The sequence below is a fragment of the Microcoleus sp. bin48.metabat.b7b8b9.023 genome (assembly GCF_013299185.1).
Classification (GTDB): Bacteria; Cyanobacteriota; Cyanobacteriia; order Cyanobacteriales; family Microcoleaceae; genus Microcoleus.
Window position 1 is genome coordinate 18,043 of record NZ_JAAFKG010000074.1, and the last position, 14,938, is coordinate 32,980.

Here is a 14,938-nt window from a genome sequence, read left to right on the forward strand (position 1 = left end):
CGGCATTTAGAGCGGATGTTGCTAAAAGAGGTGCTTAGGGATGTGGAGAGGGGTAGAGGCGATCGCTCCCTACTCCATCATAGACCAATACGGTTTACTTAACGCTTTTGATGAATTTCATCTGACGATTTTTGGATTATAAAGAGGTGAAGTAGATATTAAGAAGATTTTACCGCAGAGAACACAGAGAACACAGAGAGGGGAGGGATAAAAGGTTTTTTTACGACATCCAAAACCCTCGCAATACTCTTCCCTCTGCGCCAAAAGCGCCCCAATACGGTTCAAAACTCTTCTCTTGATGGAGTGGATTGTATTGCAATACGGTTTACTTAATGCTTTTGATGAATTTCATCTGACGATTTTCTGGCAATATAGCCATTTTGGGCAAGTCAGATTTTTCTTAAGTAAACCCTACTCCATCATAGACCTGTTTAGGATTAATGCTCTTGCTGATAAGTACAGCAAAATACCATTACAAAGATGCCAAAGAAAATGAGTGCCCGTTGAAAAGTAAGGACAAATTGCGCGATCGACAGTTCGGAATGAAAGGGCTAACAAGAATACCCCCGATGCTGCTAATAGAACAAATGGCTCACGCTTTTTCTGTTGGTAGTGATATAGTCCAAGCCCTAGTAACACTAAAAAAGTAGGAGCATAAGAAAGAGAACCGTTGAGAACATTTGTAAATTGATTGCTGAAGTTGCTTGCAAATAAAAATCCTACTAGCAATCCTCCTGCATATCCATATTTCATTCTAACTACTTGACGGCTATACAACCATAAAAAAACAAGCTGAAAGAGCACAATAGGAATCATATCTAGCAATCCTGCCCATTCTGTCGCAAATGTATGAAATAGGGTACTTCCAATACCTATACTGGTGGCTAAACTAATCAATATCCAAATACCAGTCGGTACTTTTTGCTGTTGCCGAGTCAATTGAAAAATAGCCCATGCTGCAATGAAAAAAGAAATATTAGATACAGCATTTAGTGGTTCACTCCATAAACCAGGAATAATACGTTCGCAGTAAAGATCGATGTAATCATTCATTTCATGTCACTGTTTTGAGAGTATAATGTACCTCTCCCACAATTCTTGTGGGAAGTAGGGATTAGGCGGAACGCCTGCCCTTGAGTGGCTCTTTAGGAGATGTCTAATTCAGACTACAGTACAATCCTTAAATCGAACAAAAAACCTGTCTCAATTTTAATGAATTCTCCATTTTATCCCCGTCACCATTTTTTTAAATATCGAGTAGCCTTGCTAATCAGCATTGCTGTAATTATCCCTTTAGGTTACACGATCAGGTTTTCTCGCGGCCCTGCACCGGAATGGTTCAACGACTTTTTCGGGGCCGTAGCTTATCAAATATTTTGGATTTTGCTAACAGTTTTCTTGTGGCCGCAAGCTTCCCTCGTTTGGGTTGCTATAGGAGTGTGTATTGCTACCTGCGGATTGGAGTTTTTGCAACTGTGGCAACCTCCGTTTTTACAAGCAGCTAGAGCTACTTTACCGGGACGATTGGTATTGGGAAACTCCTTTACTTGGTCGGATTTTCCGTCTTATTTTATCGGTAGTTTTTTGGGTTGGGTGTGGGTGCGGTGGCTGAGGCGATCGAACCATTGTCAATAAGCCTTTCATAAACGGGCAAGATGCCCGTTCCACAATAAAATCTAATTTTTGTGGAACAGGCATCTTGCCTGCTGATATTAGTGCAAAAATATCTCCGTTTAAAAAGACTTAAAGCCCTCCGCCAGACTGAGTTTTTTTACTCAACCAATCCTTACCCAATCTGATTGTCACGTCTGACTGCAAAGCACCCGTACTCTCAACCAGCACCTCTCCAAAACCCAAAGACTGGCGAATCGCTTGAGCACTTTTAATGTCCCCGTCTTGAGCTACAATCGTCGTTAGGTCTAGCGGTTCAGACCAAGCTTTAGAAACTTGCACATTCCGATAGCCTGCCCGAGTTAAAGTCCTGACAAAATCTTCAACCGCCGATCGATCGCCCGTACTGTCTTGAATCGCCACCTTCAGAAAAGTCGAATCAGCATTCTCGATTGTCCAAGTATTTTGACCGAAGTCAAAATGCTTTGCTACCAGAGTTTCGATGCCATTTTGGTCTGGCAACCAAAAACTTGCCTTGTAGTCCTTAGGATCGCTGAATTTGCCAGGAACCATCAACATCTGCACTCCAGCGCGATCGGTTTGAGTAGCAAAACCAGCCAAAGCCACCAATTCTTCTATACTCAAATTAGTATCAAGGTGAGACTGAATCACCGATAAAATCTTCGGCAACCGAGAGAGCAAACCAACATTAACTTGCTCTTCCACAAAAGCCCGCATCAACAATTGCTGGCGCTGTACCCGCCCGATATCGCCTAAATCGTCATGTCGGTAAAGCAAATAGTGTACGATTTGTTCGCCATTCAGACGTTGTTTGCCAGCCTTTAAATCTATATATAAATGCTGACTTTCATCGGTATACTTCATGTCTTTAGGGACATTAATAGTAATCCCGCCCAGGGCATCTACCAAACTTTTGATGCCTTGAATATTGACTGTGACATAGCGATCGATTCCCACGCCGCCCAGCAGTCCGCTTACTGACTTAGCGGATGAAGCAGGGCCGCCGTAGTAATTAGCTTCGTTGATTTTCACGACACCCCTACCTTCGACATAGGTGCGGGTGTCTCGCGGAATGGAAAGCACGCTTATTTTTTTATTTTGAGGGTCAAACCTCACCAACAGCATAGTATCGGTTAAACCCTTAAAAGAGTTTTGCCAGACATCGTATCCCTTGTCTTTATCGGGATGGCCTTCGAGGTCTGAACTCAGAACCTTAAGTCCTAAGACTAAAATATTAACTGGGCGAGTCAGCTCCGGCATCTTCATGCTGAGCTTTGCCATGTCGCCTTGAGAAAACACCGCCGCTTCTTCAGGGCTCAACTTTTGTTGCTGAAGCGGCGTTGTGGAAAGGGAGACGGCTAGCAGCGCTCCGGCTGTGGCTGAGAGCATGGCTACTCCAGCCAAACCAAAACCAAAACCCAGCCAACGGCCTCGATGCGGTTGGTGCGATTTTTTGGTTGAAGGTTGAGCGGTTGATTGTTTGATAGGGTCTTGATTAGGAGTTTTTTGAGCTGGCACTGGCTTCCTCACACACAACAAAAATAAAAAAGATCGCGACAATATGTAGTATCAAGCTGAAAACGCAGTCAATCAATACGGTAGGGGCTTAAAAGAACCCTAAATTATGATAAATGTTTGCCGACCACTTGCTCGGCTACGCGGCTAATTCCGGGCAACCATAGCGGTTGACGCTTCCAGAGGCGAACCATCAGTCCCAGAGCAACGATAAAATAGCTGGTTGTCAGCAGGCTACTCATTAATAACATGGTAAGTGTCGAAGATTCCGCAGAAATCGCTCCAGCTTCTAAAAGAATATGTCCTAAGAGCCAGCTAAATGCAAGGGCAATTGCCAATCGGCTGACGGCTTTGCGCTCGGGGCTGCCCTGACGGCGGTAAAGATTCCACAGGGCGGGGAAAAAGCCGATGACTGGGATCATTAGTACAAACAGACTTGCCCGATCGAGTTCGGGATTGTCTAAGGGATCTTTATTTTTCATAATTGGCTACAGAAAATTTGCAGGAGATCTAGTTTTGCACACAAGTTATTTATTAGACGGAAAATTTATCAAAAAATTGGGTTTAAAACCGCGTCCTTCTAGGACGGCTTTATATTAAAATAGTAAGGTCAAGGTTAAACTCCTTTGCCCGGAGTGAAACGGTTAAGACACACTTTTAGGCATAAAGCACTTGGACGCAGAGCGGCGAAAACTCTTAAAACAGCTAGAGAATCAACGAATTCTCTGTACCAGAGAATAAAGAATTTGGTTCAACCGATGAAGTAGGGCGGGGCACGCCCGAACTCTAGGCTAGTATCCTAGTACGCTTTTGGAGATAGACCCTCTGGGGTAACTATGAATTAGACTTGGCGATTGGTACTATTGTACGGTTGAGAGGTTTAAGAATTGCCGCAAGGACATACTACTTAAAGGTCAGTCGCTGAATTAAGAATCCTCGTCTCTTGAGAGCGAGGAGTGTCAAATCGTAAACCAAAATTCGCAGCAGGGCAGGTTTTGCACAAAAATTGTCTCTTAGAGGCAAAATTTGGCCGCTAAACCTGCCCTTACCTATTATTGACAACTTTTCGACCCGGAGAGCCGTATTTTGATAAACTGGATACAGCACAGGAGACAGGAGACACAGACCTAGCCATGACCAAATCCCAAAAATCGATCGTTATTTCTCCATCAATATTATCAGCCGATTTTAGCCGTCTCGGAGAAGAGATTCAGGCTGTCGATCGCGCTGGCGCCGACTGGATTCACGTAGATGTGATGGACGGTCGCTTTGTACCTAATATTACGATCGGGCCGCTGATTGTCGAAGCAATTCGCCCCGTCACCAAGAAACCTCTGGATGTCCACCTGATGATTGTGGAACCGGAGAAGTACGTCGAGGACTTCGCGAAAGCTGGTGCTGACATTATTTCGGTGCACGCCGAACACAATGCTTCGCCTCACTTGCACCGCACCCTGGGTCAAATTCGGGAATTGGGCAAAATGGCTGGTGTGGTTTTGAATCCTTCGACACCGCTGGAGTTGATCGAGCACGTGCTGGATCTTTGCGATTTGGTGCTGATTATGAGCGTCAATCCGGGCTTTGGCGGTCAAAGCTTTATCCCGACTATGGTACCAAAAATTCGCAAGCTGCGCCAAATGTGCGACGAGAGAGGTCTCGATCCTTGGATTGAGGTGGATGGTGGTTTGAAGGTGGATAATACTTGGCAGGTGTTGGAAGCGGGCGCAAATGCGATCGTAGCTGGTTCTGCGGTATTTAAGGCGAAGGATTACGCAGGTGCGATCGAGGGTATCCGCAACAGCAAGCGTCCGACTCCACAGTTGGCGGCTGTTTAATTGAAAATGCGATCGCGTCCGATAAATTGCTAATAGACTTTTCCCAAAATTATCGCTTCACAGGCATCTGTGAAGCGATAATTTTTTGAGATATTTAAACGTCTGTTGATTTCCAATATTGAGCCGACATTGTCAGTCCCAAAAGTATCAAGATCTAAGCCGCAACGTCAGGTTAACGGTATTTTTCACAAAGCCAGGAACTAGCCAACAAAAAAGCGATCGTTTAATCTCTTTAATAACCTCCGCATCCGTCACCGTCGCAGGGTAAGCGCACGTTATACCATTTTTCTAAATATCCGATAGAGATCGAGCACGACAAGACATTGTAATTCATACACTTTCCCTGTTTGCAAAAGTCTGTCATAACTTTAAAAAAATGGTATTATAAAACTTCATTAAGTTTACAAGCAGTAGTAAGCAATTGTAGTATTATATAGTCACAAGGGTGAACTGATAAATTTATCGCGAGCGTTAAAAAATGGAGAGTCTAAATGCAACTAGCAGAGAGACACATCATTAAATCCAGCGAGAATCGTTTTGTTGAAATAGATGTACTAGCCTTTAAATCCAAAAATTTGTATAACGCTGCTAACTACGTTATCCCTCAAAGTTTTGTCTACGGATGGGGTTATATCAATTACAACGAAATGAATCGTTTGATGAAATCTCATCAAGCATACAAAGAATTACCCGCCAAGGTAAGTCAACAAATATTAATGATATTAGACAAAAATTGGAAGTCTTTTTTTGAAGCAGTCAAAGCTTACAAAATCGACTTGCGCGTGATTCACGGGTCGCCCGAAATTACCGAAGTACAAAGATAAAGTCAAGGGTCGGAATATTCTAGTCTATACGATTCAAGCCATTAGTAGCAAGCAACTAAAGAAAAGAATTATAAAACTTTCCGGTACTAATATTTTAATTAAAACCGAGGTAAAACCAAAGCGAATTTGTCAAATTAGATTAGTGCCAAAATGTGATTCCTATGTAATAGAGGTAATTTACAATGCCTGTACCCAGCCGGAGTCCACCGTCGTCGAAAACCCAAAAGAATTAGTAGCTATAGCAATCCTAAATGATTTTCTATGTATAGGTGTACTGATGAATTTTCGGGAAATCAAATTTCTGTTCCTTGGTAAAAAACTCTCTCCAAAAATTTGACGATCTTAAAAGACTTACATAAATACCAATACCTTCGTAAAAAAAATTTAGCTTGTAACCAAATATCTTCAACTGGATTTTGTTCGGGAGCATTGGGAGCAAACAAAATACAAGTAATCGACCAATTATCAGGTTCTTTGTCAGCATTGACTGATAACAAATAATCTTTAAATTCTCCATATCTATGATAGCTAGCCCCATCCCAAATCAAGATAATCCTCCGCCCTTTGTATTTATCTTGTAAGTATTTTATGAATTTAACTGTTGATTTTCCATCACCAGATTCATAGCCTTGAGCATGGAATTGTTTGGTTTGATAATTTAATGCACCAAAATAAGTTTGTCTATTTTTTTGATTGGTAATTGGGACTTCAATTCTTGTGTCAGATAGACCCCAAGCGTAGCCATTGATATCACCATGAAGTAGATGACATTCATCTATAAAAAATACTATTGTTTCCCCAGATTCTATCTGGACATTGTTTTCAGACAAAGTATTGTTAATTTCTTCTCTCTTTGTCTTGACCAGTTCATTATCGGCTTTAGGATTAACTTTCTGAGTTCTTTTCCAGGTAATTTTTGCAATAGACAAAAGTTCATAGTAGCTCTATTTTGATTTATATATGACACCAAACTCTTGGTCTAAATAATTAACTAGCTCATCGAAATCCCAAGATTCTTTATTCTTTAGCCATTCGATTACTTCAGTTTTCTGAAGAGACGTTAAATATCCTTTTGGCCCTTTATGCCCCAATACGGTTTAAGTAGGTCGGCGCAAAAAAAACGAACTATGTTAAGATAAGTAAACAAAGAGAATAGATCTACTGAGCAATACTTCGGACAGTTTTAGATCTAATCTAGTATCTCAAACCCTTGATGGCTATAGGGATGACTATTTTTTCAATCTTTAAGTAAGCGCCCGCTCGTTTCAAAAAACCATTAAAAATGCCAGGGCTTACGCTTTAACGCTTACAGAGTCGTTAAAAAACTGTCCGAAGTATTGACTGAGGTAACTAAATATATGGGCGCTAGATTAAGGGTATTCCTGACTCAACAGCAAGACAAAACTCTCTTCCAACTCAGAACTGCGGATGTTCCACAAAAAGTTAAAGATAGAGCAGAAGTAATTAGATTAAATGCACATGGCTGGTACGTTGAAAAAATAGCTGCTCATTTTAATTGGACTTTACAAACAGTGAGAGAGGTTTTACATAAATGGTCGAATCTAGGCATGGAAGGGCTTTGGGAGTTGCCTGGTCGAGGGGCAAAGCCAACGTGGAAAGACGAAGATATAGAGTTTTTAAAAGAAGCCCTCAAAAATGAATCACGTACATATAACAGTCTTCAATTAGTCCAGAAATTAGAAAAAGAACGTTCTGTCAAACTAAGTGCCGATCGATTAAGAAGGATACTAAAAAAAAGGGTTGTTTGGAAACGAGCCAGAAAAAGTCACAAAGGAAAACAAGACCCCATAGTACAAGAAACGAAGCAATCTGACTTAGATATGTTGCAATTAGAGGCAGCGGCGGGAGGAATTGACTTAAAGTATTTAGATGAATCAGGTTTTTGTGCGTGGAGTGAACCAGGCTATACTTATTACGAAATAGGTGAGCAGAAACGATTAGAACAAACGAAACGGCGTGGTCGTAGACTAAGTATTATAGGACTTCTTCAACTCTTAATCAGTTTTATTTATGGTTTAGTAATTGGGGGTGTTGATCGAAAAGCTTATATTAAAATGATGGAGCGAGAAGCGAAGGAAGCTGCTGAAATTGGACGACCGAGAGTAATTGTACAAGACAACGGCCCAATACACCGATGCAAAGAAGTCCAAGAGTTATGGCCACATTGGGAAAAGCAAGGTTTATATATCTTCTTTTTGCCCAAGTATTGTTCGGAAATGAACCCCATTGAATTGGAGTGGCAACATATTAAGAAAGATGAGTTAGCGGGACAAATGTTTGATGATGAATTAGAACTAGCCTATGCCGTAATTCATGGAGTAGAAGCTAGAGGACAGAGGGGAAATTACACCACTGAACGTCTTAAGTTTAACTCCAATTAAGTAGCTTAATGTTTTGTTACATAGATTGGTTTTTTCCCGCCTACCTACTTATGCTAGTTTCTTAACTACGAATATTGTTCCTCAAGATTCCAAGGGAAATGGAGGTGCTTGGAGCGGTTTGGAAGAGAAACTACAGGATCTGGCGCGTCTTAAAAATGAAGGACAGCCAACACCTTATAAGTTCTATATCTCTTCTGGTGTGTACGGTTCTGGTGGTGGAGAGTTAACAAAATATTCTACTCCTCCTACTGTGACAGTTTTAAATGAAAGAGGAAGAGTTGTGGAAGCTCCACTTCAGGATAATCCCAATTCTTTTAAAAATTTCAAAACAGCGGACGGCACTCGAACGATAACAGTTCCTAGTGCTCTCTGGAAAGTTGTGCTGGGATTCAAGCCAAATTCAACATCTGACAAGCCAGATTATCACTTTGCTTTTTGGATGCCGAACAATTCCTATGAAATTCAGAAGAGCCTAGATTACACGACAAAAGATGCCAAGGGAAATATTATCGTCAAAAATAATACCTTGGGTTGGGAAGAGCGTTTAATTCCCATTGGCAAGCTAGAAGAAAGACTGAATGCAGATTTAGAAAAATCTGGCGACTCATTTAGATATGACTTTCTTTCTCAGATTAAAGACCCTAACAGCAAGGACAAAATGAAAAAAAACATATCCCTTCTTCCCCAAAAACCTGGTTAAACTAACTTCCTCTTTTGCTGAGGGTAGGTAATTAGTTGATATAGCGCGTCTAAATCATTTGTATAGATATGTAGGGGCGATGCCAAGAGTGCCTGCCCTGACAATCACGGGGTTCTTCAGGGGGGATTACCCTTACAAAGATTATACAACTCATTTAGACGTGCTATAGTAGCTACGAATTAGTCTTCACTATTCCAAATAGTACCATCGGGCATGATGGTATCTTTAAAGTGAGCATCTGTAAAAATAGCCATTTCAGATTTGTTAGCTCTAATTTCATCCAGATCCAACTCAGTACCAAAAAAGTTAGTTCTCGTCAAGTCAGCCCGATAAAAACGAACGCTATCTTTAAACTTAGCATTCCTAAAATCACTATCGGTTAAGTTAGCATCACCAAAACTTGTCTCAATCATCTCGGCTCCACTTAAGTTTGCTCTACTCAAATTCGCGTCGTAAAACTTAGTCTCCTGCAAATCGGTTTGAGTCAAATTCGCCCCAGTCAAATCCGCTCTGTCAAAGTTAGCTCGCCACAGACAAGCTTCGCTCAGGTTAGCCCCACTCAAATCCGCATCTTCAAAATGTGCGTAGGCCAAGTCGAGGTCGCTCAAATCTGAGCCACTAAAATTGATTCCTTCTCCGTAAAAAACCAGGGATCGTAAGTCACTTTCCTTGAAGTTAGCTCCACTCAAGTTCACTCCACTTAAGTAGCGCTCCTTAGACTGCTCGTTGCTCAATTTCACTTTAATCAAAGAAAAGTCTCTCTCCCCAGCCTCATAGCGCCTCAGCACTTCTTCCAACCACAAATGTTTTCTACTGTTGTATATTCTGATATATTCTGCTTCTTTTTCTTCTTCGTTCATGACTTTATTTCTAGAATCTGTTGAGAATAAAAATGTTGATACTACTAAAATAACTCAATCTTTGAAGGCTCACAAGGAAGAACAGCAAGCGCGGCTGGCAGCGGATTCAGCTTTGCGATCGCTCTTAGGAATGGCAATTTAATAACTTAAGCAATCTCGAACTTTCAATCCTTGCCTGCAAAGCTAGCGGGCGTAAAGATGCTGAAATTATTGAATTTTTATTCCTTAACTCAACTTTTAAATTCTGGGATGAATATAGAACAGGTGGCGCAAATGATGAATTTATCGACTTTGGAGGTGAGACGATTGGTTGGAGAAAACTTTTGAGTGCATTGATAACAGTAAGGTGCGCGGGCGCACCTTACATCACAAAATATGAACAGTCAACAGTCAATAATTAATATTATGTCCCCTCGAATTACCATAATTAAGATTGGTTTGTAGTGAGGACTTCAGTCCTCTCCTCGGATTTGGATGCGGACTAAAGTCCTCACTACAAACCGTTTTTATGGTAATTGACACGGCGCGGACTAAAGTCCTCACTACAAACCGTTTTTATGGCGGATAATTGACACGGCGCGGACTAAAGTCCTCACTACAAACCGTTTTTATGGCGGATAATTGACACGGCGCGGACTAAAGTCCTCACTACAAACCGTTTTTATGGTAATTGACAGGACATAATATCAATTATTATTTGAAAGGCTTATTAGTAGGTTTAAAACCTTGCTTTTGAAAATAGGTTTTAAAGACCTCGTGAGCAATTGGTGCGGCCGAGACAGCACCAAATCCGCCTCCTTCGACTATAACTGCGATCGCAACTTCCGGCTTGTCAGCGGGTGCAAAACCTACATACATAGAATTGTCAGGATGACCGGGCATTTCCACAGTCCCTGTCTTACCAGCACTTAAAGGAATTGTACCGTCATTCAGACCGCGGCCTGTACCCTTTTTCACCACGTCAACTAATCCTTCTTTGATGACCTTTAAAGTAGAAGGTTTAATTCCTGTTGGGATTTTTTTCGTGAGGGGTGTATTGGTTTGAGATGCCAACAAGTGCGGCTGCACTCGCGAACCGCCGTTAGCAATTGTTGATACCATAACTGCTAATTCTAGGGGAGTACAAAGTACCAAGCCTTGACCGATCGCCATTGTGACGGTATCGCCCACATACCAATCTTCCTTGTACATTTTCTTTTTCTCTGCTGGCGTGGGCACTTGACCGTGATTGGCGCCGTCTATCCCCAAAATATCTAAATTAATCGTCCCGCCAATCCCCATTTTAGACGCCCATTTCGACATTTGTTCCGGGCCTGCCGCCATGCCTACTTGATAGAAAAATGTATTGCTGCTAAAGGCCAAAGCATCGCGGAAACCGATAACACCTTGACCCGCGCCGTGTTCGTTGAAAGAAATGCCACCGATCGTAATTGAAGAAGATGATAGTAAAGTCGAGTCAGGAGCAAACTTGCCCGATTCCATCCCGGCGACAGAAGTTACAATTTTAAAAGTGCTGCCGACTGGATAGCCTTGAACAGCGCGATTTAAAAATGGTTTTTCTGGCCCTTGCAGTCTATCCCATTCTTTTTGAGTCACCTTGCGGGTGAAAATGTTGGGGTCAAATGTCGGCCAACTACCCATTGTTAACAGTGCTCCGGTCTTCACGTCGATCGCTACAACGGCACCCAGGCGATCGCCCAAAGCTTTTTCGGCAGTTTTTTGCATATCTAAATCTAAGGTTAGCTGCACGGGTTTGCCGGGAATAGGGTCTTTTATACCTAAGTCTTGGATTTCTTCCCCCTTAGCATTCACCTCAATTAAGCGGTTTCCCCAAACGCCTTCTAAAGTTGAATTAACTAATTTTTCAACTCCCATCTGACCGACGATCATGCCCATCGGATATGCTGGATTAGCTTTTAATTGATCTAAACTAGCTTCACCGACGTATCCCAAAACGTGAGCTGCTAATTCTTGGTTGGGATTGTCTCGGCTCGATTCGGAGCGAATTTCAACTCCTCGCAAAGTATTAGCTTGTTCTCCCAAAGCGACGAAAGTACCGATATCAATATTTTTACTGATTCGCACTGGTAGGGCTGATTTGTAGCCTGCTTCATCGATTTTTTTGATGATTTCGGTGGCGGGAAGTTTGACGATCGGGCTCAGTGTAGCCACGACTTCTTGCCACTCTTGGGGCGATCGCTCTTTTGGCCACAAATACACCGATCGCGATACGCGGCTCGCTGCCAAAATTTTGCCGTTGCGATCTACAATTTGACCGCGATTAGCTGCGACTGAGACAGGGCGAATGCGGTTATTTTCCGCCCGCTGTCGGTTGTATGATCCCTGTACCAGTTGCAATTCGGCTAGACGAAAGATCGGCATCCCCACCATGGTAGTGACTATTAGCATAAAAATCATCACTTGGAGCGATCGACTGCGTTGCTGTCGAGGATTGTCCGAGGTATTTTTGTTTAATCGGACTTTAGAGTTAAAAGAAAAATCGCTAGCCATATTAATTAATCTGCTCTTTGATTCAATTAACAGGCAGATCTAATTCTCATCCGGATTATTTCGCCCAGGATACAGCGATGACAACTTTTAGCTCTTTAGTGACCGACATAAATATGTCTATTGGCAGAGACATAAGTGCGTAAAATCCCGTAGAGTTTTTGTTCTACAATTTTATGCTTTTTTTGATATTGCCAGAAATAATTGCTTGAAAGCCTCTGGGTTTGGCGTAGAAATTAAAATCAGACGATTCATTACTCCAATCCTCGGACTTCCAGCTAGAGGTTGCTGTCAATTGTCAACTGTCAACTGTCAACTGTCAACTGAATGAACGACGCATAGGCTGTCACCTTAAGATCAATTCCAGTAATATCTCCACCGACAACAACAGCCGTTGCTCCTAAATTCAATGCTTTTTTAGCCATGGAGGGCCCAGAGATTCCGCCTTCGCAGATAACGGGAACCTTGAGCTTTGCTACCATTTGCGCTAGCAAATCAAATCCGGGCGGCGAGAAACTTTCTGTTTGGGGTGTGTAGCCAAAAAGAGTAGTACCGACAGTATCTGCACCAGCTTCAGCAGCGGCGATCGCAGATTCTATAGTATCTACATCCGCCATGACTAATTTCCCTAATTCTTTGTGAATGCGATCGATTAATGTCTTTAAGTCTTCGCCAGCAGGGCGGTTTCGCAAAGTCGCATCAATGGCAATAATATCTGCTCCTGCAAGTGCGATCGCCCGCGCGTCTTCAAACCGAGGAGTAATGTAAATCTCGCATCCCGGCAATTGCTGCTTCCAAATGCCAATTATAGGAGCCGATACCTGTTGTCGCACCGCTGCAACGTGAGCCGGGGTGTCAATCCGCACGCCCGATGCACCTCGATTGATGGCGGCGCGAGCCATTGCTGCAATCACGATCGGATCGTGCAGCGGCGAATCAGCAGGTGCTTGACAAGAAACAATTAATCCTGTGGGAATTTGACAGTTAATCATGGGGAAGGGGGAATTGGGAATTGGGCGAAGCGAAGCGGAGGGATGGGGCATGGGGCATGGGGCATGGGGCATTGGGCTTTTTTGTAATTTATTCCCTGTGCCCTATGGGTAGAAACCCCGTCCTTCGCTTGACGGCTTTACAAATTTAATTTGCAATACGCCACGAGTTGTAGGACAAAAATTTACAATCTGTGGGCGATGCGTTTTGAGTTAGACGCTTGCCAGTTTTTAAATCGTGCAAGCTAATTGTTTTCCGGTACGGGTCTTTCTTTGTTGGGGATTCTTGCCAGCCTCCAACGTAACAGAACCCATATTTACGGTGTTTAACGATTGAACCGCGTTTAAAACCCACACTTAAAGTGCCACCATATCTAGATCGAATATGACCAGTAGAATGTTGCAAGCGATGGAGTTGTCTGCGATGAAATTCAAGGGGGACAATCTCAATTAGCGATGAGTTGTCGGGTTGAATGTGTCCTCCCGCGTACCAATTAGCCAACACCCAAGAATCAACACAGTGAGCCTCAAACTTGTTTGATAGCTTCTGTTTGGATTTCTTTAGTCCTAAATTTTGACGCAGTTCGTAAGTATCGTTTCCCGATCTAATCTCAAGATGGGCAATCTTTCTGAGTTGGTCGTAAAACCAGTGCTTGCCCACTTCCAAAGGACTAAACGATACGTTCCACTTACGTCCGTTTTTCCTCTTTCGCGCTTTAATATCCTCCACAACAAATGTTGATATCGGAAACATTAACGTCAACCAATTAACTATCCTTAACTTCCAGTGCCATCTCGACTTAGTAGATGGGGGTATGCGATTTTTGTTGACCAACCTGTTAGCTCGGTTTTGACGGCACGGCGTGTTCCGAAACCTACGAGAACGTCGCATATTGCGCCTTACTTCAACTCTGTCTTTCACCCAATCAACAGCATGAGTTTGGATGTTTAAGTAGGTATGTGATTTGGATTTAACGGTAAATCCTTCGCGCTTGCTACCCGGATCGATGCCTACGGTAATGGGCTGATAGTTGTGATTTGAAGGTTCTACATTTAGCCGGACACAAAATACCCCCTTCTTCCAGAATGGTGTTGCCTTGCCCGATCGCATCCAGCGCTTTGCGCGACTTGGGGTAGTCGGCATTAACGGTCTATTTTGACTGTTGACAACGGGTACAAACATTTACGGTAAGTCCTATTTCTAGGTATATATTTCCCTTCGCCACTGGCACATCAGAGAGGTTAAAAACTAGGGAAGCATTCTTAACGTCTGGTAGGATACCACTCCCAGATGGCTCAGTTTGTCTTAAAGACGCAGGCTAGACACTGTTTTAGTCTCAGATTAAGAAGGTGGTGAATCTTCCTCTTCCAAGCCTCATGCCTTGATAGCTGGGGTTAGTGACTATAACGACCTCTTCCTTCAGCAATATTAGCACAGACACTATCAGCAGACCGAACTATCTGTTTGCCCATCGTGTCTTTTGTGAAGTAATCCCATTTTTTAACAATCTCCCAAATCTGATTCGCCAAACTTTCCGCTAACTTATAACCCACATTCCGCACCCCCAACTGGCACATACACTGCTTGAGGGGGTAAAAGTGAATTATCCGAGATAATAGTGAGTAAAAACACCCAGAAATCTGTGCAATTATCGCATCACCCAGTTAGGGAT

Annotated in this window: 13 protein-coding genes and 2 pseudogenes; 6 read left to right on the forward strand and 9 right to left on the reverse strand. The window is 42.7% G+C overall.

From position 1 onward, the window contains the following. Window positions 1-411: 411 nt before the first annotated feature. Window positions 412-1,053 (reverse strand): ceramidase domain-containing protein, encoded by a 642-nt coding sequence (locus tag QZW82_RS28895; RefSeq protein ID WP_293156747.1) that lies wholly within the window; start codon window positions 1,051-1,053, stop codon window positions 412-414. A gap of 159 nt (window positions 1,054-1,212) precedes the next feature. Here QZW82_RS28895 and QZW82_RS28900 point away from each other — a divergent pair, with 159 nt between their 5' ends. Continuing rightward, on the forward strand, window positions 1,213-1,635 hold the full coding sequence (locus QZW82_RS28900) for a DUF2809 domain-containing protein (protein ID WP_293156750.1): 423 nt from the start codon (window positions 1,213-1,215) through the stop codon (window positions 1,633-1,635). A gap of 108 nt (window positions 1,636-1,743) precedes the next feature. Here QZW82_RS28900 and QZW82_RS28905 read toward each other — a convergent pair whose 3' ends face one another. Continuing rightward, window positions 1,744-3,150, reverse strand: a complete 1,407-nt coding sequence (locus QZW82_RS28905) for an LCP family protein (protein ID WP_293156753.1) — start codon at window positions 3,148-3,150, stop codon at window positions 1,744-1,746. A 104-nt stretch (window positions 3,151-3,254) separates the two neighbouring features. After that, window positions 3,255-3,629, reverse strand: coding sequence for a hypothetical protein (locus tag QZW82_RS28910; RefSeq protein WP_293156757.1), 375 nt, complete (start codon window positions 3,627-3,629; stop codon window positions 3,255-3,257). Window positions 3,630-4,280: 651 nt separating this feature from the next. Here QZW82_RS28910 and rpe point away from each other — a divergent pair. Both rpe and QZW82_RS32340 read left to right on the forward strand, forming a co-directional pair. Beyond that, on the forward strand, window positions 4,281-4,982 hold the full coding sequence (gene rpe, locus QZW82_RS28915; RefSeq protein WP_293156758.1) for a ribulose-phosphate 3-epimerase: 702 nt from the start codon (window positions 4,281-4,283) through the stop codon (window positions 4,980-4,982). Window positions 4,983-5,473: 491 nt separating this feature from the next. Continuing rightward, window positions 5,474-6,014, forward strand: a pseudogene (locus QZW82_RS32340) (RNA-guided endonuclease TnpB family protein); the annotation flags it as partial. An 85-nt stretch (window positions 6,015-6,099) separates the two neighbouring features. On the opposite strand, the gene QZW82_RS28925 reads toward QZW82_RS32340, so the two are convergent. Beyond that, the gene (locus QZW82_RS28925) at window positions 6,100-6,735 is read right to left on the reverse strand and encodes an IS630 family transposase (protein ID WP_293156762.1); all 636 of its coding nucleotides are present in this window, start codon (window positions 6,733-6,735) and stop codon (window positions 6,100-6,102) included. A 429-nt stretch (window positions 6,736-7,164) separates the two neighbouring features. Here QZW82_RS28925 and QZW82_RS28930 point away from each other — a divergent pair, with 429 nt between their 5' ends. Next, window positions 7,165-8,208 carry an IS630 family transposase gene (locus tag QZW82_RS28930; RefSeq protein WP_293156764.1) on the forward strand — a complete coding sequence of 348 codons (1,044 nt, stop codon included), beginning with the start codon at window positions 7,165-7,167 and terminating at the stop codon, window positions 8,206-8,208. Window positions 8,209-8,221: 13 nt separating this feature from the next. After that, window positions 8,222-8,908 carry a DNA/RNA non-specific endonuclease gene (locus QZW82_RS28935; protein WP_293156766.1) on the forward strand — a complete coding sequence of 229 codons (687 nt, stop codon included), beginning with the start codon at window positions 8,222-8,224 and terminating at the stop codon, window positions 8,906-8,908. 179 nt (window positions 8,909-9,087) lie between these two features. Here QZW82_RS28935 and QZW82_RS28940 read toward each other — a convergent pair whose 3' ends face one another. Next, a complete protein-coding gene (locus tag QZW82_RS28940) occupies window positions 9,088-9,768 on the reverse strand; it encodes a pentapeptide repeat-containing protein (RefSeq protein ID WP_293156768.1) in 681 nt (226 codons plus the stop codon). Between QZW82_RS28940 and QZW82_RS28945 the strand changes: the two genes are divergently transcribed. Next, window positions 9,767-9,910, forward strand: coding sequence for a hypothetical protein (locus tag QZW82_RS28945; protein WP_293156770.1), 144 nt, complete (start codon window positions 9,767-9,769; stop codon window positions 9,908-9,910). The two genes, QZW82_RS28940 and QZW82_RS28945, sit on opposite strands and share 2 nt — an antisense overlap. Before the next feature lie 551 nt (window positions 9,911-10,461). On the opposite strand, the gene mrdA is transcribed toward QZW82_RS28945, so the two are convergent. From mrdA to QZW82_RS28965, 4 genes and pseudogenes are all read right to left on the reverse strand, one after another. Then, window positions 10,462-12,279, reverse strand: coding sequence for a penicillin-binding protein 2 (mrdA, locus tag QZW82_RS28950; RefSeq protein WP_293156772.1), 1,818 nt, complete (start codon window positions 12,277-12,279; stop codon window positions 10,462-10,464). 302 nt (window positions 12,280-12,581) lie between these two features. Next, window positions 12,582-13,268 (reverse strand): N-acetylmannosamine-6-phosphate 2-epimerase, encoded by a 687-nt coding sequence (locus QZW82_RS28955; protein ID WP_293156776.1) that lies wholly within the window; start codon window positions 13,266-13,268, stop codon window positions 12,582-12,584. Between the two features lie 145 nt (window positions 13,269-13,413). Beyond that, window positions 13,414-14,448: an RRXRR domain-containing protein gene (locus QZW82_RS28960; protein ID WP_293156774.1), complete on the reverse strand. Its 1,035-nt coding sequence runs from the start codon at window positions 14,446-14,448 to the stop codon at window positions 13,414-13,416. Window positions 14,449-14,666: 218 nt separating this feature from the next. Next, window positions 14,667-14,843 (reverse strand): annotated as a pseudogene (locus QZW82_RS28965) (four helix bundle protein); the annotation flags it as partial. Between the last annotated feature and the right edge of the window lie 95 nt (window positions 14,844-14,938).